Origin of the sequence: Streptomyces sp. x-80 (assembly GCF_046549095.1) — a bacterium.
GTDB lineage: Bacteria > Actinomycetota > Actinomycetes > Streptomycetales > Streptomycetaceae > Streptomyces > Streptomyces celluloflavus.
The window spans coordinates 225,097-242,993 of record NZ_JAJPWM010000001.1 but is presented as its reverse complement, the minus strand read 5'-3'; the positions used below and the strand labels follow the sequence as shown (position 1 = coordinate 242,993).

At 72.4% G+C, this 17,897-nt stretch carries 16 protein-coding genes; 7 read left to right on the top strand and 9 right to left on the bottom strand.

The features are described from left to right. Positions 1-49: 49 nt before the first annotated feature. The gene (locus tag ACLJWH_RS00920; protein ID WP_411139568.1) at positions 50-991 is read right to left on the bottom strand and encodes a phosphotransferase family protein; all 942 of its coding nucleotides are present in this window, start codon (positions 989-991) and stop codon (positions 50-52) included. A gap of 696 nt (positions 992-1,687) precedes the next feature. Here ACLJWH_RS00920 and ACLJWH_RS00915 point away from each other — a divergent pair. The 6 genes from ACLJWH_RS00915 to ACLJWH_RS00890 all read left to right on the top strand — a co-directional run bounded on the left by ACLJWH_RS00915 (position 1,688) and on the right by ACLJWH_RS00890 (position 7,623). Continuing rightward, positions 1,688-2,773 carry a WD40/YVTN/BNR-like repeat-containing protein gene (locus ACLJWH_RS00915; protein ID WP_411139567.1) on the top strand — a complete coding sequence of 362 codons (1,086 nt, stop codon included), beginning with the start codon at positions 1,688-1,690 and terminating at the stop codon, positions 2,771-2,773. Positions 2,774-3,004: 231 nt separating this feature from the next. Beyond that, positions 3,005-3,682 (top strand): uracil-DNA glycosylase, encoded by a 678-nt coding sequence (locus tag ACLJWH_RS00910; protein WP_052853254.1) that lies wholly within the window; start codon positions 3,005-3,007, stop codon positions 3,680-3,682. Positions 3,683-3,704: 22 nt separating this feature from the next. Further along, entirely contained in the window at positions 3,705-4,748 is a 1,044-nt protein-coding gene (locus ACLJWH_RS00905) for a phospholipid scramblase-related protein (protein ID WP_411139566.1), read from the top strand. Beyond that, complete coding sequence (locus ACLJWH_RS00900) at positions 4,741-5,772, top strand: N-acetylglucosamine kinase (RefSeq protein ID WP_411139565.1); 1,032 nt, start codon at positions 4,741-4,743, stop codon at positions 5,770-5,772. The genes ACLJWH_RS00905 and ACLJWH_RS00900 overlap by 8 nt, the downstream gene beginning before the upstream one ends. A 98-nt stretch (positions 5,773-5,870) precedes the next feature. Further along, positions 5,871-6,830, top strand: a complete 960-nt coding sequence (locus ACLJWH_RS00895) for a sirohydrochlorin chelatase (RefSeq protein WP_411139564.1) — start codon at positions 5,871-5,873, stop codon at positions 6,828-6,830. Positions 6,831-7,281: 451 nt separating this feature from the next. Then, on the top strand, positions 7,282-7,623 hold the full coding sequence (locus ACLJWH_RS00890) for a nuclear transport factor 2 family protein (protein ID WP_411139563.1): 342 nt from the start codon (positions 7,282-7,284) through the stop codon (positions 7,621-7,623). 73 nt (positions 7,624-7,696) lie between these two features. Here the strand turns inward: ACLJWH_RS00890 and ACLJWH_RS00885 are convergent, their stop codons facing one another. From ACLJWH_RS00885 to ACLJWH_RS00870, 4 genes are all read right to left on the bottom strand, one after another. Continuing rightward, positions 7,697-8,743, bottom strand: coding sequence for a lactonase family protein (locus ACLJWH_RS00885; RefSeq protein WP_411139562.1), 1,047 nt, complete (start codon positions 8,741-8,743; stop codon positions 7,697-7,699). A 131-nt stretch (positions 8,744-8,874) separates the two neighbouring features. Continuing rightward, complete coding sequence (locus ACLJWH_RS00880; protein ID WP_411139897.1) at positions 8,875-10,380, bottom strand: FUSC family protein; 1,506 nt, start codon at positions 10,378-10,380, stop codon at positions 8,875-8,877. 410 nt (positions 10,381-10,790) lie between these two features. After that, positions 10,791-11,522 carry an SRPBCC family protein gene (locus tag ACLJWH_RS00875; protein ID WP_411139561.1) on the bottom strand — a complete coding sequence of 244 codons (732 nt, stop codon included), beginning with the start codon at positions 11,520-11,522 and terminating at the stop codon, positions 10,791-10,793. Positions 11,523-11,720: 198 nt separating this feature from the next. Next, entirely contained in the window at positions 11,721-12,128 is a 408-nt protein-coding gene (locus ACLJWH_RS00870) for a RidA family protein (RefSeq protein WP_411139560.1), read from the bottom strand. A 115-nt stretch (positions 12,129-12,243) separates the two neighbouring features. On the opposite strand from ACLJWH_RS00870, the gene ACLJWH_RS00865 reads away from it, so the two are divergent. Beyond that, complete coding sequence (locus tag ACLJWH_RS00865; RefSeq protein ID WP_411139559.1) at positions 12,244-12,627, top strand: winged helix-turn-helix transcriptional regulator; 384 nt, start codon at positions 12,244-12,246, stop codon at positions 12,625-12,627. A 744-nt stretch (positions 12,628-13,371) separates the two neighbouring features. On the opposite strand, the gene ACLJWH_RS00860 is transcribed toward ACLJWH_RS00865, so the two are convergent. The 4 genes from ACLJWH_RS00860 to ACLJWH_RS00845 form a co-directional block, all read right to left on the bottom strand. Continuing rightward, positions 13,372-14,151 carry an SDR family oxidoreductase gene (locus tag ACLJWH_RS00860; protein ID WP_411139558.1) on the bottom strand — a complete coding sequence of 260 codons (780 nt, stop codon included), beginning with the start codon at positions 14,149-14,151 and terminating at the stop codon, positions 13,372-13,374. A 140-nt stretch (positions 14,152-14,291) separates the two neighbouring features. Next, entirely contained in the window at positions 14,292-15,431 is a 1,140-nt protein-coding gene (locus ACLJWH_RS00855; RefSeq protein ID WP_411139557.1) for a bifunctional 2-methylcitrate synthase/citrate synthase, read from the bottom strand. Positions 15,432-15,451: 20 nt separating this feature from the next. Then, on the bottom strand, positions 15,452-16,357 hold the full coding sequence (gene prpB, locus ACLJWH_RS00850) for a methylisocitrate lyase (RefSeq protein ID WP_411139556.1): 906 nt from the start codon (positions 16,355-16,357) through the stop codon (positions 15,452-15,454). Further along, positions 16,357-17,877: an MmgE/PrpD family protein gene (locus tag ACLJWH_RS00845; RefSeq protein ID WP_411139555.1), complete on the bottom strand. Its 1,521-nt coding sequence runs from the start codon at positions 17,875-17,877 to the stop codon at positions 16,357-16,359. The genes prpB and ACLJWH_RS00845 overlap by 1 nt, the downstream gene beginning before the upstream one ends. Between the last annotated feature and the right edge of the window lie 20 nt (positions 17,878-17,897).

Here is a 17,897-nt window from a genome sequence, read left to right as displayed (position 1 = left end):
GATGGGTCTGCCCCGTGACACCGGCCAGGAGCGCTCCGCCGCCCTCTGCTCAAGCTGGCGGGTCATTGCGGATATCCGTGGTGGGGGTGCCGGTGGTGGGAGTGCTGCTGCCGGTCGGGGTGGTGGTGTCGAGCGGCGTGGTGTGCCAGGCACGGGCGTGTTGGGTGCGCAGGAGCGACAGGGGGCTGCCGTCCGTGCCGTAGAGACGGTCGGCAAGAAGGATGAGGGTGTCGTAGCGGGCGAGGAGGAGAGCGCGCCGGCACGCGGGGGGTTCGTATCCCGCGTGGGCGGCGGCCCGGATGGCTGCGGGCGCGCCGACGGAGATGGCGAGTCCGGCAATGTCCTCGGCGGGGTCGCCGAGGACGGCGTCGGTCCAGTCGAGCACACCGCACACCCGTCCCGAGTCCGCCACCAGGAGGTGTTCGCCCTTGAGGTCGTTGTGCACCACGGCGACCGGTGCGGGCCGGGTGGGCCACTCCGGAGCGCCGGTCATGAACGGCGGGCGACGGGTGCCGTCCGGTACGCCGTCCAGTACGCCGTCCGCGGTCAGCCGGGTGGCCGCCGCTGCCGCGGCTTTCCGCAGGGCGTCGAGGGGGCGCGGTGGAGCCGTGGGCAGATCGAGTCCCGCGATGTCGTCCGCGGAGAGCGCGCGCAGGCCCGTGAGCAGCCGGGCCAGGTCCCGTTCGCCCGCCGGGGAGACGGGCTGTAGTTCGGCCGAGACGCCCGGAAGCCGGGTGTCGATGGTGTAGGTGAGCCGGGGCGCCCATTCACCGAAGGCGACGCTGGTGGGCACCCGGACCGCGAGGTGGGAACGGATCACGTCCCGCAGCGCCCGCTCGCGCCGCTGGCGCCGGGAACCGCTCTCGTCCAGTGCGAACCGCAGGACGTAGCGGGTGCCGATCCACCAGGTGGAGTGTTCGCCGCCCTCGTCGACAAGTTCGACTCGCGTTCCGCTCGCCCCCGGCAGGGCGCGGCGGAGCAGACTCTGCACGGTGTGGGCGGTGGGTTCGGATGACGCGGGCGGAGTGGGCGGTGTGGGAGAGAGGGGTGGCTGTGACATTTGGGGGCCGCTGATTCCTGGGTGACTGCGTGGATCAAGGACAGAGACGGGGACGGGGTGTGGGGCCGGAGGTGCGGGAACGGGAGGCGCTGCGTGATCGCCCCTTCCGTCGTCGCCGGCCTGCCGGTGGAGACCTTCCCCGACGGGAGACGCGATCCCCCACTCCCGGAACGTGCCCGACTCCCGCAACGTGCCGGCACATCACGATCGTGACACCTCGCACCCAGACCGGCCACCGCATATCCCCCCTCCTCGCCGCGCCTCCCTCCCCCGCCCTCTCCTCGCACGGCGAGCACTCGCACTTCAGGGGCGCCGCGCTGTACGGCATATCCCCGGCGCGGGAGGCGGGAACTGGTCGGCGCGGCCGCCCAGGGCTCCGGCGGACCGCTGCCGGGCCGTCGTTCAGAAGACCTCGGCCGACGACCGCACGAGGCGAACGGGCCCGCGCGGCGGCCCGCGGTCAACGCGCGACGGCAAGGCGGCGCGGCCCGCACTCACCGCTCCGACCTGCGCCGATACCGTTTGGGAACACCATTGTCAGTGGCCGGGTGCAGACTGACCACAGTCCGCTACCGACTGCTACTGACTGCCACTGGCCGAGACAGCGGCGTACGGAGGTGTTCCGCTATGACGGACGTACTGCTCGCGGTGGGTACCCGCAAAGGGCTCTTCATCGGGCGAAGACGGCATAGCGCCTGGGAGTTGAGCGGGCCGCACTTTCCCGCCCAGGCGGTCTATTCCCTCGGGATCGACACCCGGCGCCCGACGCCCCGGCTGCTTGCCGGAGCGGACAGCGCACACTGGGGTCCGTCGGTCTTCCACTCCGACGACCTCGGCGAGACCTGGCGGGAACCGGCCAGCCCCGCGGTCAAGTATCCGAAGTACACCGGGACTTCGCTGGAGCGAGTGTGGCAGCTGCACCCGGCGGGCCCCGCGGCCCCCGATGTGGTGTACGCGGGCACCGAGCCCGGCGGTCTGTTCCGGTCCGAGGACAGCGGCGAGACCTTTGAACTGGTGCGGTCGCTGTGGGACCACCCCAGCCGGGAGAAATGGGTACCGGGCGGCGGCGGGCTGGCCGTCCATACGGTGATCACCGACCCGCGGGACGCCGCCGCGGTGACGGTCGCGGTCTCGACGGCAGGGGTGTTCCGCAGCCGGGACGGCGGGGCCGGCTGGGCACCGTCGAACCACGGGGTGAAGGCGGTCTTCCTGCCGGATCAGCACCCCGAGTTCGGCCAGTGCGTGCACAAGATCGCGCAGGACCCGGTCAACCCCGACCGGCTGTATCTCCAGAACCACTGGGGCGTCTACCGCAGCGACGACGCGGGCGCGCGGTGGACGGACATCGGCGGCGGGCTGCCCTCCGATTTCGGCTTCGCGGTGGCCGCACACCCGCACCGGGGCGATACCGCCTACGTCTTCCCCATCACCGCCGACGCGGACCGGGTACCCGCCGGCCACCGCTGCCGGGTGTACCGCACGGCCGACGCCGGGCGGAGCTGGGAGCCCCTCGGCGACGGGCTGCCCGAGCAGGACCACTACGGCACGGTGCTCAGGGACGCGCTGTCCGTCGACGACGCCGACCCCGCCGGGGTCTACTTCGGCAACCGCAACGGCGAGCTGTATGCCAGCGCCGACGACGGCGACAGCTGGCGGCAGCTCGCTTCCCATCTGCCGGATGTGCTGTGCGTACGAGCCGCCGCCATGGGGTGAGGAGGAGCCGGGAGAGCCGCTGGGTGCGGAAGGGACGAGGAGAGGGGGGAAGCCGGGAGACCAGGAGGGCGGAGGCAGGAGGGAAGGAGAAGAGGAGGAGGGCTGCGGGCAGGATTCGGGCGACGACGAGGCGTGGCGGACGGTGCGGAGGGCGGAGGAGAGAGGAGAAAGAGAAGAGAGGCGGAGGCCACGGATTGAAGGACAGGGGTGTTCGGCCGATAGGGTGATCCCGTGGCTGCACGACCTCTTCATGACATCGTCGAACCCGGCTGGGCCAAGGCACTTGAGCCCGTCGCCGGACGGATCGCCGCGATGGGCGACTTCCTGCGGGCGGAGATCGCCGCGGGACGTACGTACCTCCCGGCCGGCAGCAATGTGCTGCGCGCCTTCCAACAGCCCTTCGATGAGGTGCGGGTGCTCATCGTCGGACAGGACCCGTACCCCACACCGGGGCATGCGGTCGGCCTGAGCTTCTCCGTGGCACCGGAGGTACGTCCGCTGCCCGGGAGTCTGGAGAACATCTTCCGTGAGATGCACTCCGACCTCGGGCTGCCCCGGCCGTCCAACGGCGACCTCACTCCCTGGACACAGCAAGGCGTACTGCTGCTGAACCGGGCGCTGACGACGGCGCCGCGCAAGCCCGCCGCGCACCGCGGCAAGGGCTGGGAGGAGGTCACCGAGCAGGCCATCCGCGCGCTGGTGGCGCGTGGCCGCCCGCTGGTGTCGGTGCTGTGGGGCCGTGATGCGCGCAATCTGCGGCCGCTGCTGGGCGATCTGCCTGCCGTGGAGTCCGCGCACCCCTCCCCCATGTCCGCCGACCGGGGCTTCTTCGGCTCGCGGCCCTTCAGCCGGGTGAACGACCTGCTGGCACGGGGCGGGGCGCAGCCCGTGGACTGGAGGCTGCCCTGACCCCGGGCGATAGTGTGCCCGCATGACGAATGCGAACATCCCTGCGGGTTGGTACGCCGACCCGCAGGGCACCCCCCACCAACTGCGCTGGTGGGACGGCTCCGGGTGGACCGAGCACACCCACCCGGGACAGCAGGCGCAGGATCCGGCGCAGAGCCAGGCACCGCAGCGGACCGCGCCGCAGCAGTCGGAGCAGCCGCACGCTCCCCAGCAGTACGCGCGACAGCAAGCACCCCAGCAGCAGCCTGCGCAGGCCCCGCAGCAGGCACAGCAGGGCGGCACCCCGTACGGCGGGCAGGGGTACCAGCAGAGCTACGGCTATCCCCAGCACCAGGCGCCCGGCCGACCCGGGCCGCAGCCGTACGCGCAGCAGCAGATACCGGGGCAGCCGGGCGCGGACATGCACCAGGCGGCCGTCCCGCAGCAGGTGCCGCAGGCCGGGGTGGCACCGGGCGGACCGGGCGGCGGCAGCCTGTTCACCGAGCCGGTGCTGGTGGTGAACCAGAAGGCCAAGCTGATAGAGGTCACCAACGAGTACGGCGTCTTCGACCAGCACGGCAACACGCTCGGCGCGGTGGTGCAGGTCGGCCAGAGCGCGGCCAAGAAGATGCTGCGGGTCGTCTCCAGCCTGGATCAGTACATGACCCACAAGCTGGAGATCCGGGACGCGTACGGGCAGCCGCAGCTGGTGCTGACGCGCCCCTCGAAGATCCTCAAGTCCAAGGTGATCGTGGCGCGTCCCGACGGCCGGCCGGTCGGTGAGATCGTGCAGCAGAACGCCATCGGGAAGATCAACTTCGCGATGCTGGCCGAGGGCCGGCAGATCGGCGCCATCAAGGCCGAGAACTGGCGCGCCTGGGACTTCGCGATCGTGGACCACACCGATGCCGAGGTCGCCCGGATCACCAAGACCTGGGAGGGCCTGGCGAAGACCATGTTCACCACCGCGGACAACTACGTCCTGCACATCCACCGGCAGCTCCCCGACCCGCTGCTGAGCCTGGTCGTCGCGACTGCGCTCACCGTCGACACCGCTCTCAAGCAGGATGCCCGCGGCCTTGGCTGACCACGGCCCGCACGGCGGGCACCACCCACTCGACCGGCCCGGCCGCTACGTCCTGGGGATCGACTCGGGCGGCTCGGGGCTGCGGATCGCCGTCGCCCGCGCCGACACCCCCGAGGCCCGGCCGCTGGCCACGTACACCTCGCACGAGCCGGTCCGCACCGGGCGGAACGGTATCGACGCGGAACATCTGCTGTCCCAACTGATGCCCGCGGCACAGGAGTTGCGGCAGGAGACCGGTGCGGACCGGTTCTCGGCGGTCTGTGTGGGCGCCGCCGGGATGGGCACCCTCGGACAGGATCTGCGCGCCAGACTGCCCGCCGCGCTGGCCACCGCGTTCGGTGTGCGGCACCTCGCGCTCGCGACGGACGCCGTCACCGCCTACGCCGGAGCGCTGGGCCAGCGGCCCGGTGCCGTGGTGGCCGCGGGCACCGGCATGGTCGCCGTGGGCACGGACCTGACCGCGGCGGGCGGCTGGCGCCGCGCCGACGGCTGGGGCCATCTGCTGGGCGACTGCGGCGGCGGTGCCTGGATCGGCCGCGCCGGCCTGAAGGCCGCGATGCGCGCGTACGACGGGCGGTCGGGTGGTTCGGACACCCTGCTGGCCCGCGCGGAGGCGGTGTTCGGGCCGGTGGCCGGTCTGCCCGGCGCGCTGTATCCGCGGACCGACCGGCCCGCCGTCCTGGCCTCGTTCGCCCCGGAGGTCGCGCGCTGCGCCGCCGAGGACGCGGTGGCCGCGGGCATCCTGCGGGCCGCCGCGGACCATATCGCCGACGCCGCGGCCGCGGTCTGCCCGCCGGGGACCGGTGGCACGGTGGCGTTCACTGGTGGCCTGTTCCGGATGGGCGAACCGCTGCTCGCTCCGCTGCGCGGCGCGCTCGCCGAGCGGCTGCCGGAGGCCCACCGGACGCCGGCCGCGGGAAGCCCGCTGGACGGGGCGCTGACCATCGCCGCGGCGCTGGCCCGCGACCGCCTGCTGCTGCCCGCCGACGTGAAGTTGTTGCAGATCACGCGGCCCGCGGAGTGACGGCGTCACCATGACGCGCGGGATAAATCGGGACGGATACCGCCCGACCGAACCCTCCCTCCGCGCCCGGGTGACCGGAGGCATTAGCATGCGACGCCATGAGTTCCCCCACTGGGCCCGCACCCGGCTCGCCCCATTTCGACGACGCACCCCCGAGCCCGGGAGCCGCTTCTGGCCTGCCTGTACGTATGCCGCGCGCGCGGCAGTCCGGCCGCCACCGCAGGCCGGAGCCGCTCGCCGCACCCGAGGGCGCACCCGCCCTGGTGCTGGCCGTGCCCGGCACCCCCACCCCCGCCGCCCGTGAGCTGGCGGAAGACGTCTCCAGCATCGCCCGTTCCGAACTGCCCGGCCTCGATGCCCGCATCGGCTATGTCGATGGCGGCGGCGAGTTCCCGGCGCTGGAGGCCGTGCTGGCACACGCCGCCGCCGAGCACAGGGTGCGGGCGGGCAACGACGGGCAGCCCGCCCGGCCCGGTCCCGCCGCCGTGGTCGTACCGCTGCTGGCCGGGCCGGACAGTGGTCTGCTGCGGCGGATACGCCAGGCGATGATGAACAGCGGCTCCGGCGCCGAACTGACCGATGTCCTGGGCCCGCACCCGCTGCTGGCCGAGGCGCTGCACGTGCGGCTGTCCGAGGCGGGTCTCGCGCGCGCCGACCGGGCGCGGCTGTTCACGGTCACCACGGCCGCGGACGGCATCATTCTCGCCACCGTGGGCGGCGAGGAGGCCGTACAGGCCGCCGGGATCACCGGCATGCTGCTCTCCGCGCGGCTGGCCGTCCCGGTGCTGGCCGCCGCGCTGGACGAGGAGGGCGCCATCTCCCGTACGGCGGAGCAGCTGCGTACCTCCGGCTCGCAGCAGCTGGCGCTGGCTCCGTACCTGATCGGCCCGGAGATCGCCGACGGTCTGCTGGGGGCGGCCGCGGCGGAGGCGGGCTGCGCGTCGGCCGAGGCGCTGGGCGCGTACGGTGCCGTGGGCCGGCTGGTGCTGTCGAACTACGCGGCGGCGCTGGGCATCCCGCTGCCGCAGCAGTCGGGGCTGGCCGCACCGGTCCGTTAGCAAGTACCGCACACCCTCGAAGGCCGCCTCGCGCAGACCGCGCGGGGCGGCCCTTCGCGTTCTCCGGGCGAGTCCGGAGACCGGGCACCCGCCGGCCGGAAACCACCGGATGGCCAACCCACCGGCCGACCGGAAACCACCGGCCGGAACGGCGCGGGCGTCCGGCCGACAGGGCCGCTGCGGGAGCCCGCGCGGGCTGTTCCGCACCGGACCGGCGTACGGCCGTGAGCGGCCCGTTCAGGGCTTCTGAACAGGGCTTCCGGGCAGGGCTTGCGGGCAGGGCTTGCGGGCAGGGCTTGCGCATCGGCCGGCGCGACCGCTCACCCGGAGAGTTCCTCTTCCGCATTTCGCGCCGGCCGAGGTGGGCGGAGCGGTCTACGTTCGGGCGGAGGCCGTCCACCGGCCCCGCGCTCCTCGTACACCGGGGAGGCCGCCCGCAGAAGGAGGGTCTGTGTCGAACACCGATGTCGTCCGCGCGTGCTTCACGAGCTATCCCGCCCAGGACCGAACCGCCATGGAACGGCTGCTCGCCGAGGACTTCGTCTTCACGAGTCCGCAGGACGACCACATCGACAAGGCCACGTTCCTCGAACGCTGCTTCCCCACGGCCGGCCGTCTCCGGTCCCAGGTGGTCCTCGACGCCGTCCCCCTCGATGGCGACGAGGTCTTCGTCCGGTACGAGTACGAGTTGAAGACCGGCGCCCGGCATCGCAACGTCGAGGTGATGACGGTGCGGGACGGCCGGATCACCGAGACCCAGGTGTATTTCGGCGGGCTGTACCCGCAGAGGTGAGCGGGCCTTTGCACGGGAGTGAGCGAGCCTCAGGAGTGGAGCGGGCCGGGAGGGAGGTGAACCGGCCCGGCGGTCAGGCGAACACCACGCAGGAGGCGGCCGGCGCCGGGACGGAGCCCGCGTGGGCGGGGATGCCGGTGTGCGGGTCGAGGGTGAACCACGTGACGTCCCCGGAGCGTTCGTTGGCGACGTAGAGGTACCGGCCGGCGGGGTGGAGTGCCAGGTCGCGGGGCCAGTGGCCGCCGCAGGGCACGGTCGTGACCAGGGTCGCGGTGTCGCCCGCCGGGTCCAGGGCCAGGACGGAGATGCTGTCGTGGCCCCTGTTGGCGGTCCAGATGAACCGGCCGTCCCCGGAGACGACCAGTTCGGAGGGGAAGGTTTCGGCCACGGAAGCCGTGTCGGGGAGCAGTTGGCTCTCCCCCACCGGCGTGAGGGTGCCGCGGGCGGCGTCCCAGCGGCAGACCGTGACCGTCGGGTCGAGTTCGTTGACGACGTAGGCGCGGTCCCCGCGCGGGTGGAACGCGAGGTGGCGCGGGCCGCTGCCGGGCCGCAGCGGCACCTCGGCGTGTACGGTCAGCGTCCCGCCGGTGGCGTCGAGGGCACAGACCCGGACCGAGTCCGTACCGAGGTCGACGCTCAGCAGCCACCGGCCACCGGGGTCCGGCAGCACGGCGTGTGCGTGCGGTGCCTCCTGACGGTCCGTCCGCGGGCCGCCGCCTCGGTGCGTGAGCACGGTGGCGAGGTCGCCGAGTGTGCCGTCGGCCCGTACCGGAAACGTGCTGACGCTGCCGGAGCTGTAGTTGGCGGTGACCAGGTGGCCGGCGGCGAGCGTGAGGTGCGTGGGGGCGGCGCCGCGTACGGAGACGGCCGGGGCGAGCAGTGCGGGCCCCTCGGGGGTGAGGGCGAAGGCGGCGGCGGCGCCGTCCGGGGTCTCGCTGACCGCGTAGAGGTGGCGGCCGTCGGGGCTCGGGGCCAGGTAGGACGGGTTGGTGACGACGTCGGTGGAGTGCAGCGGGGTGAGTGCGCCGGTCTCCCGGTCGACGGCCGCGGTGGTGATGCCGAGACCGCCTGCCGTCGTGAAGGATCCGATGTATGCCCGTCGGCCGCTGTCCGTCGTCACCGCTGGTCGCCCTTCGTCCGCCTGCCCGTCGAGCGCCTGCCCGTCGAGATGCCCGGGTGACGCTAACAGCTGGGGTCAAGACCGCTTCGGGGGGTGGCTGAATCCTGCCGCACGCGCTCCCCGGACCTGCCTCAGGACGCCGCGAACGGGGCGCGCGGTGAGCTGCGGACGGGCTGGGCGAGGGCGGTGAGGGCGGATTCCAGGCCGTGGAGGTGGGCCAGGGCGCGTTCGGCACCGGGGTGGTGGTGCGGGGCCGCGCTCAAGGAGGCGGGCGGGGCGGCACCGGGTTCCGCGCCGGGTGCGAACAGGCTCCCGACGACGGCCTCGACGCGTTGGCAGGCGGCCGTCAGCCGGGCGTCGTGCGAGGCGGCCGGATCGGCGGCGACCTCGGCCAGTCCCCTGACCTGCGCGGCACAGTCGTCCAGACAGGCCAGGACCTGGCGGGCGCGTGCCGTGCGGTGCCGCAGCGGGTTGAGCGGGTGCAGCAGGGGCGCGAGCGAGAGCCGGACCCTGGCCAGGAGGAGTTCGAGTTCGGCGACGTGTGAGGACGGGTCGGCACCCGCGTCACCGGCGAGTCGGCGGGCGGAGACGGCGGTGCAGTCCCGTACGCAGCGCACGGCGCGCTGGATCCACCCGTCGGTCGCGGCGTGGGTGGTGACGGGCACGACGACGGCGACGGCGAGCGCGGCGGCGAGCGCGCCGACGGCGGTCTGTTCGAGGCGGAGCGTGAGGAGCCCGGGGTGCAGCGCGCCGAGCAGGCCGTAGAGCAGGCCGGCCATGACGGTGACGAAGAAGACCATCCAGGTGTACGAGACCGCGGCCGTGTAGAAGATCCCGAAGACGCAGACGGCGACGAGGACAGCGGTCGGGGCCGGTGCGCTGTGCAGCGGTACGGCGGTGAGCAGTCCGGCGGCGATGCCGGCGACCGTGCCGAGGACCCGGCGGAAGCCGCGGACCAGGGTCTCGCCACGCGATGCGGTGTTCACGAAGATCCACCAGACGGTGCCCACGGCCCAGTACCAGCGGTCCGCCGACAGGGCGTGACCGACGCCGAGCGCGACGGCGCAGGCCACGGTCGCCTGCATCGCCTGGCGCGTGGTCGTACGGGCCAGACCGCGGCCGGCCTGCGGCGCGGGAGCGGCGGGCGGCGGCATACGGCGTTCGTAACACCAGGCGCCGAACCGGACGGCCGAGGAGACGATCAGGGAGAGGGCGATGGCCGCGGACAGCTCGGGCAGCCGGGCCGGTACCGCGTGCAGGAACTGCGCCATGAAGAAGGTCATGAACGCGAAGACACCCAGGGCATGCCCGCGCGGTCCCCAGCGGCGTGCGTAGACCCCCGCGCCCACGACGGCGAGGAACGCGGCATCGCGCGCCGGCGGGATGTCGTGCAGCACCGTCGCCAGTACGAGCACCGGCAAGCCCACGACCGGCAGCAAGGCCGTGGTCACCGCCTGGCCGCGGACCGTGGCGTCGGTGACCGTGAAGAGCGCGAGCAGCGCGGCGAGGCCGCCGGCGATGGCCGCGACGAGCGAGTGACCTGCCAGACCCGAGACGATCACGGCCGACCCGATGCCGGCGACGCCCCGGCACGCGGCGCGCAGCCGCAGCCGTCCCGGGTCCGGAGCCACGAACATCCTCTTCAGCACTACTTCCCGCTCCCTGCCTCCGGCACGAAAAAGGCGCCGCGGGATCCGCAGCGCCATCGACGGGACCATCACACCATCCTGACGCCCACTGGCTCAACAGATACCGAGATTGCTGTGCCATTGGTACAGCGATCGCCCGGCCACTGGGCCGGGAGACGGCCAACGGACCACAACCATGGACAAGCGAGACGGCGCGTCGAACGAGCGGTCCTTCACGCCGGGGATGCCCGCTGAAGACCGGGAGCGGCCAAGCCGCCAAGCAGGGCTCGGCGGCACCAGCCGTAACGGGCTCGGGACAGGCCCCCGCCGCCGTAACGCCCTGGGGGAGCACACACCGTCACCACCCTCCCCGTTTCACCCGAGAACTGGCGACGGTTGACTGCGCGAGCTCACCAGCATCAAGCCCCTTCTCCGAGCGCCGGCCAGGAACGGGCCTCGGCCGTGGCCTTCAACTCCTTCAGCCACTCCTCAAGCCCTCCGCCGAGGTACTTGACGGAGGTGGGCACATCCGCTTCTACCTGGTCACCGGCCCAGGTCTCTTCCGTCTGTACGAGGACACCGCCCGGGACCTTGGTGAAGTTCCAGACGTGGACGCCCCTGTCGATGCGCAGCCCCTTGCCTGTCGCGGGCCCGGTCCAGCGGATGCACTGGCCGTGCTTGAGCTGCCGGACGGTCGAGGTGATGGTCAGGGTGGTGGCGGGCGTCGTGGAAGTGGCGGGCGCCGGGGTGGTCCACCGGAACCGCGAGCCCTTCCGCAGCGGGCCCGGGTCCAGTCGCTTCATGCTGGTGACGGGCGCCTGCCACGAGGGCCAGTTCTCCACATCGGTCTGTAGATTCCAGATGGTGCGCAGCGGCGCGTGGATGACGGTCGAGGTCCGGTATCGGATCTTGGCAGCGGAGTCGACGCCTTTCCCCCGGCAGGTCAACGAAGCACCCACGCGGTCGGCGTGGTCGGCCTTGCCTGCCTGGCTGGGCGCGGCGGCCTGACCGGGCACCGCGGCCTGACTGGGCACCGCGGCGGCGCCGAGTATGCCGGCGGCGGCCAGCGGGATCGCCAGCAGGTTGGCACACACGCGGTGGGCGGTCCGCGAGGGGGCGGGGCGGGCTTGCTGGTTCGGCGCGTCGGGCATGGTTCTCCTCATTCCGTACGTGGACCGGCGACCATCGCATTACTGCCACTTGCGATGGTTAGAAGCTATAACAAGGAGAGTGGCGCTGCCTAGCCTTGGCTTCCAGGACGTGCGGATTCCCCAGGGCCGCACCCTGTCCGGGTGCAACTGAGCCCGCCGGTCGGCCACTTCGGCGCCCAGCAGGCACAGAGCATCCGTTCAGTCGAGGACCGCGGTAGCTTCGATCTCGACCAGATGGTCGGGTATGTCCAGTGCCGCTACGCCCAGCAGCGTGGCCGGCGGGACCGGGGCGACCCCCAGTTTCGCGGCCGCCCGGGAGATCCCCTCCAGGAGCCGGGGCATCTTGTCGGGGGTCCAGTCGACGACGTAGACGGTCAGTTTCGCCACGTCGTCGAAGGAACCACCGGCCTCGGCCAGGGCGGTGCCGATGTTGAGGTAGCACTGCTCGACCTGCGCGGCGAGGTCGCCTTCGCCGATCGTGGCCCCCGCCGCGTCCCAGGCGACCTGCCCGGCGACGAAGACCAGTTTCGAACCGGATGCGATCGACACCTGCCGGTAGACGTCGGTCTCGGGCAATCCGCCGGGGTTCACCAGGGTGATGGCCATGGCTGCCTGCCTCCTTGTCGTGAGAGACCCCTGTGGTCTCTTGTGGCTACTCAGGAACCGTAGGAGAGTGGCCGCTGACATGGAAGAACGCACTTTTCGGTGACGGGGGAACCTCATGGTGACCAAGCAGTTCAAGGGCTCGTCCAAGGACGAAGCAGACCTGACACGCGCGGACTCGTTGGCGCGGGAGATCTTCTCGGACATCGCCAACAAGTGGGCGCTCCTGATCACCGAAACCGTGGGTGAACGCACCTTGCGCTTCACCGAGCTGCGCAACGAGATCGAGGGCATCAGCCACAAGATGCTCACCCAGAACCTGCGCATGCTGGAGCGCAACGGCCTGGTCGAGCGATGCGTGCACCCCACCGTGCCGCCGCGGGTCGAGTACACCCTCACGGAGCCGGGTCGAGCCCTGCGCGCGACAGTTGACGGAATGTGCGACTGGACCCACCGGTACCTCGGCCACATCGAGACCGCCCGCCGCCAATTCGACGTCTGACTGCCGGCGCACGCGCATGCCCGGGCCCCACTCGGGCGGTTCGCCGGGCCGGCCGTACGGGGCGCGCTCTTGGCTTTGGCCGGAGTCGGGATGCGGTTCCGTGGGGCTGGCGGTCCGGCAGAGACGTTCGCGTCACGCATGCGCAACTGACCGATCAGCGGCTGGAGTTCGGTCCGGTCCTCCCTGCCGGTCGGCGGGCTCGGCCCGTACCCTGGGCGGCTGCTTGTGCAGTTCCAGGGGGTGGTCCGGCGGTTCCGGGCAGGGCCGTCGGGGGCGGGAGATGCCCGAGCGGTTCGGTGCCTGGCGGTCCGTCCGACGAGGGAGTCATGGCCGCTCCGGAGGAAGCGCTGCCGCCCGGCGCAGCTTGCCCTGACTGCCGGACAGGCCGCCGGCACCCCCCGGTTCACCCCCGTCGGGAAGGTACGGGTCCGGCCCCCGGTCGGCCGTACCCGTACCCGGCCCGACGCAGTCGCCGACGACAGGCACACCCCTCCCGCGCCCGCCACGCCTCCCGCGCTCACGGCGCCCACCTGTGCGAACGCCGTATCGAAGCAAGCGGTCATCCCGGAGAGGAAGGACCAGGAGGAAGGACCAGGCCGCCAACCACGGGAAGCAAGGGCAGTCGGGGTGGCCGACGAGACATCGCCACCCGCTACGGCAGAACCCCGGGAGCCACCTCGCCGTAGTCCACCTCCGCGCCACGACAGGCCGACGTCAACGCCCCCGGTACGCACCCCGGGTGGATCACTCGGCCGCGATCGGTCCGAGGTAGGTACCGCCGGAGACGTCGATGGTCTGGCCGGTCACCCAGCGCCCCTGCGGACCCGCCAGGAAGCCCACCACGTCCGCGACGTCCTCCGGTTCACCGATCCGCCCGAGCGCGGTGATCGACTCAAGTTCGGCCGACGCCTCGGGAACCGTGGTGAAGCCGGCGGTCATGTCGGTCCGCACCACCCCGGGGGTGACCGTGTTCACGGTGATGCCACGCCGGCCCAGCTCGTTGGCGAGCGAGGGGCCGAGGGCCGCCAGCGCCGCCTTGGTGACGGTGTAGCCGATCTGGCCGGGGGCCGCGATCCGGATGGCCGCCGAGCCCATGTTGACGATCCGTCCGCCGTCCCGCAGCAGCGGCAGCGCCCGCTGGACCACGAAGATCGGCGTGCTCACGTTGACCGCCACCAGCCGCTCGAACTCCTCCTCGGTGAGCTGCCCGATCGAACTGACCGAGTGGATGCCCGCGTTGTTCACCAGGATGTCCAGGCCGTCCGCGCCGTGGTCCGCCAGCCCGGCGGTGAGCCCCTCGAACAACCGGTCCACCGCACCGCTCTCGCCGAACCGGGACTGCACCGCGAACGCCCGGCCGCCGGCCTCAGTGATCCGCCCCACGGTCTCCGCGGCGGCCGCGTCGTCGCCGCCGTAGTGGACCGCGACCAGCGCACCGTCGGCGGCGAGCCGCAGGGCGACCGCGCGCCCGATCCCGCGCGAGCCGCCCGTCACCAGTGCGGTCCTGCCGTCCAGTTCCCCCATGATCGCCTCTCCTCTCGTGATGCCCCGGTCGAACCCAGGAACGATTCAATCTACCCAGTTCGGAGAAGGCGTGTGCGGCAAGTAGGGGTGGAGGCCGCCCGCCTGACAGCTGTCTGCACCTCATCTCCCGCCCCGGCGCACTACCCGCCCGTCGCCGGCACCGCCCGCTGTCCCGGTCCCGCGTACGAGGCCAGGGGGCGGATCAGGGCGTTGTGGGCGAGCTGTTCGGTGATGTGGGCGGTCCAGCCGGTGATGCGGCTCATCACGAAGATCGGGGTGAAGGTGGGGGTGTCGAAGCCCATCAGGTGGTAGGCGAGGCCGGCGGGGTAGTCGAGGTTGGGGTGGATGTCCTTGCGGGTGAGCACGGCGTCGCGCAGGGCCGCGTGGAGCGCGGCCAGGCGGGTCGTCCCGGGGTCGGCGGCGCGGGTCACCAGGCGGTCCAGGGCGGCCTGCATGATGGGGACGCGGGAGTCGCCGTGCTGGTAGACGCGGTGGCCGAAGCCCATGATCTTGCGCTTGGCGGCCAGGGCCTCGTCGAGCCATTCCGCGGCGCGTTGCGGGTCGTCGATCTCCTCCAGCATGTGCATCACGGCCTCGTTGGCCCCGCCGTGCAGCGGGCCCTTGAGGGCCCCGATGGCGGCGGTGACCGCGCTGTAGAGGTCGGAGAGGGTGGAGGTGACGACCCTGGCCGTGAACGTCGAGGCGTTGAAGCTGTGTTCGGCGTACAGGATGAGCGAGATCTCGAAGCAGCGGACCACCTCGGGAGCGGGCACGCTGCCGAAGCACATCTGGAAGAAGTTCTGGGCGTAGCCGAGTTCGGGGTGCGGCGGGATCGGGTCCAGGCCCCGGCGGCGGCGCTGGTCGGCGGCGACCACGGTGGGCAGTTTCGCCAGCAGGGTCAGGGACTTGGCGTGGTGGGCGGCGAGGCTGCCGTCGTCCTCGGTGGGGTCCTCGGCGCCGAAGAAGCTGACCGCGGTGCGCAGCACGTCCATCGGATGGCACGTCTCGGGCAGTCTGGCGAGCAGTTCGGAGGTGGTGCGGTCCAGGGGGCGGAGGGCGCTTTCCCGGGCCCGGAAATCGCGTAGCTGGGCAGCGTCGGGGAGTTCGCCGTACCACAGCAGGTGGGCGACTTCCTCAAAGGAGCGGTGGGCGGCCAGGTCCTGGACGGGGTAGCCGCGGTAGGTGAGGGAGTTGGTCTCCGGGATCACGGTGGAGATCGCGGTGGTGTCGACGACGACGCCGGCGAGGCCGCGGTGGATCTCGGGTGTGGTGGTGGTCATGGCGTGGCCTCCGGTGCGGGTCAGGTGCCGGGCGGGAGTGTGAAGTCGAAGACGGCGGAGTCGAAGGTGGCGTACTCCTCGTAGCCGAGCACCTCGTAGAGCCGGGACCGGGTCTGTATCCGGGGCAGGAGGGATTCCTGGGTGCCCTCGGCGGCGAGGGTGCGCAGTCCGTCCTCGATCGCGCCCATCGCGAGGCGGAAGAGGGTGACGGGGTAGAGCGCGATGTTGTAGCCGAGGTTCTCCAGGGTGCGCGCGTCGAGGAGCCTGCTCTTGCCGAACTCGGTCATATTGGCCAGCAGCGGGACGTCGACGGCCGCGCGGAACGCCTCGAACTCGGCCTCGTCCGCGAGCGCTTCGGGGAAGATCGCCTCGGCACCCGCGTCCACGTACGCCTTGGCCCGGTCGATCGCGGCGGCGAGTCCTTCCACGGTGCGGGCATCGGTGCGGGCCATGAGGAGGAAGTCGGGGTCGCGGCGGGCGTCGGCGGCGGCCCGCACGCGGCGGGCCATCTCCTCGCGGGGCACGACGCCCTTGCCGTCGAGGTGACCGCAGCGCTTGGGGTTGACCTGGTCCTCCAGATGCAGGCCGGCGAGTCCGGCGTCCTCCATGAGCTGCACGGTGCGGGCGGCGTTCATGGGTTCGCCGAAGCCGGTGTCGGCGTCGATGAGCGCGGGCAGGTCGGTGACCCGGGTGATCTGCTGTGCGCGGGCGGCGGTCTCGGTGGAGGTGGTCAGGCCGATGTCGGGCAGTGCGAGGTCGGCGGCGAGCACGGCTCCGGAGAGATAGACGGCGTCGAATCCGGCCTCCTGGACGAGCCGCGCCGAGTACGGGTTGATGGCGCCCGGCATCCTCAGCAGACGGCCGGAGGCGAGGTGTTCGCGGAGGGCGCGGCGGCGGGACGCGGGGGTGGTGCGGGTGTGCAGCATCAGAACAGGCCCTTCGGGAGCTGTGCGTCGTATGCGGCGACCGCGTCCGTGTCGACGGCGGGGAACAGCGCGTCGAGGCCGTCGCTGTCCAGTTCGGCGAGGTGCCCGGCGGCGGCCAGGAACCTCTCCTGGCCGGCGGCGGCCACGATCCCCTCCGTCAGCGCGCGGAACTTGGCCGTGTATCCGGTCCGGTCGAAGGGGCGGGCCCCGGCGGGGTGTGCGTCGGCGACCGCGAGTTCGTCCTCGATGACGGTGCCGTCCGCGAGCGTGACCACCGCGCGTCCGCCGAACGCCCGGTGTGCCGGGTCGGGGTCGTGGTAGCGGCGGGTCCACTCGGGGTCCTCGACGGTGGAGATCTTCTGCCACAGGGCGACGGTCGAGGGCCGCTGCGCCCGTTCGGGGGCGTAGGAACGCTCGTGGTGCCAGCCGCCGTCCTCCAGGGCGACGGCGAAGATGTACGGCACCGAGTGGTCGAGGGTCTCGCGACTGGCCGTGGGGTCGTATTTCTGCGGGTCGCCGGAGCCGGAACCGATGACGTGGTGGGTGTGGTGGCTGGTGTGCAGGACGATCTCGCGGACGTTCTCCAGGGGTCCGGTCCGCTCCCGGAGCCGCCGGGCGAGGTCGATGACGGCCTGCGCCTGGTACTCGGCGGAGTGTTCCTTGGTGTAGGTGTCGAGGATGCCCCGGCGCGCTTCGCCGGGCTCCGGCAGGGAGACCGTGTACGCGCTGTCGGGGCCGTCCAGCATCCAGGCGAGGAATCCGTCCTCGCCCTCGTAGATCGGTGAGGGGGAGCCTTCGCCGCGCATGGCCCGGTCGACCGCCTCGATGGCGGCCTTGCCGGCGAAGGCTGGGGCGTACGCCTTCCAGCTGGAGATCTCGCCCTTGCGGGACTGCCGGGTCGCGGTGGTGGTGTGCACCGCCTGCTGGACGGCCTGACAGGTGGTCGCGGTGTCCAGCCGCAACAGGGCGCCGATGCCGCAGGCGGTCGCCGCGCTGAGGTGGGCGACGTGGTCGATGCGGTGCCGGTGCAGGCAGATGCCCTTGACCAGCGCGACGTGGATCTCGTACGCGGCGACGACGGCCCGCAGCAGATCCGCGCCGCCGCGTCCGGTGTGCTGGGCGACGGCGAGCAGCGGCGGGATGTTGTCGCCGGGATGGGAGTAGTCGGCGGCCAGGAACGTGTCGTGGAAGTCCAGCTCGCGCACGGCCGTGCCGTTGGCCCAGGCCGCCCACTCCGGTGACACCCGGGTATCCGCGGCGGTGCCGAAGAGCGAGGCACCGGGGGCGGCCCGGTGGGTGAGCGCCTGGGCGCGGGCGACCGCGACGGGGCGGCGGCGCAGGGAGGCGAGGGCGACCGAGGCGTTGTCGATGACCCGGTTGACCGCCATCGCCGCGGCTTCGGGGTCGAGGTCGGGGGCGTCCTGGGTGCCGGTGGCCACGGCCGCCAGTTTCCAGGCGAGCTGCTCCTCGCGGGGCAGCCGGTCGGCACTGGGGTGGACGCGTACCTGGTGATCGATCACGGGGCTCCTCGCGGCGTGCG

Excerpts from the sequence above, each read along its gene's own strand:
- ACLJWH_RS00880 (WP_411139897.1), bottom strand. The coding sequence starts at position 10,380 with ATGTTCGTGGCTCCGGACCCGGGACGGCTGCGGCTGCGCGCCGCGTGC.
- ACLJWH_RS00895 (WP_411139564.1), top strand. The coding sequence starts at position 5,871 with ATGAGTTCCCCCACTGGGCCCGCACCCGGCTCGCCCCATTTCGACGAC.
- ACLJWH_RS00915 (WP_411139567.1), top strand. The coding sequence starts at position 1,688 with ATGACGGACGTACTGCTCGCGGTGGGTACCCGCAAAGGGCTCTTCATC.
- ACLJWH_RS00860 (WP_411139558.1), bottom strand. The coding sequence starts at position 14,151 with ATGGGGGAACTGGACGGCAGGACCGCACTGGTGACGGGCGGCTCGCGC.
- ACLJWH_RS00905 (WP_411139566.1), top strand. The coding sequence starts at position 3,705 with ATGACGAATGCGAACATCCCTGCGGGTTGGTACGCCGACCCGCAGGGC.
- prpB (WP_411139556.1), bottom strand. The coding sequence starts at position 16,357 with ATGCTGCACACCCGCACCACCCCCGCGTCCCGCCGCCGCGCCCTCCGC.
- ACLJWH_RS00870 (WP_411139560.1), bottom strand. The coding sequence starts at position 12,128 with ATGGCCATCACCCTGGTGAACCCCGGCGGATTGCCCGAGACCGACGTC.
- ACLJWH_RS00865 (WP_411139559.1), top strand. The coding sequence starts at position 12,244 with ATGGTGACCAAGCAGTTCAAGGGCTCGTCCAAGGACGAAGCAGACCTG.
- ACLJWH_RS00875 (WP_411139561.1), bottom strand. The coding sequence starts at position 11,522 with ATGCCCGACGCGCCGAACCAGCAAGCCCGCCCCGCCCCCTCGCGGACC.
- ACLJWH_RS00855 (WP_411139557.1), bottom strand. The coding sequence starts at position 15,431 with ATGACCACCACCACACCCGAGATCCACCGCGGCCTCGCCGGCGTCGTC.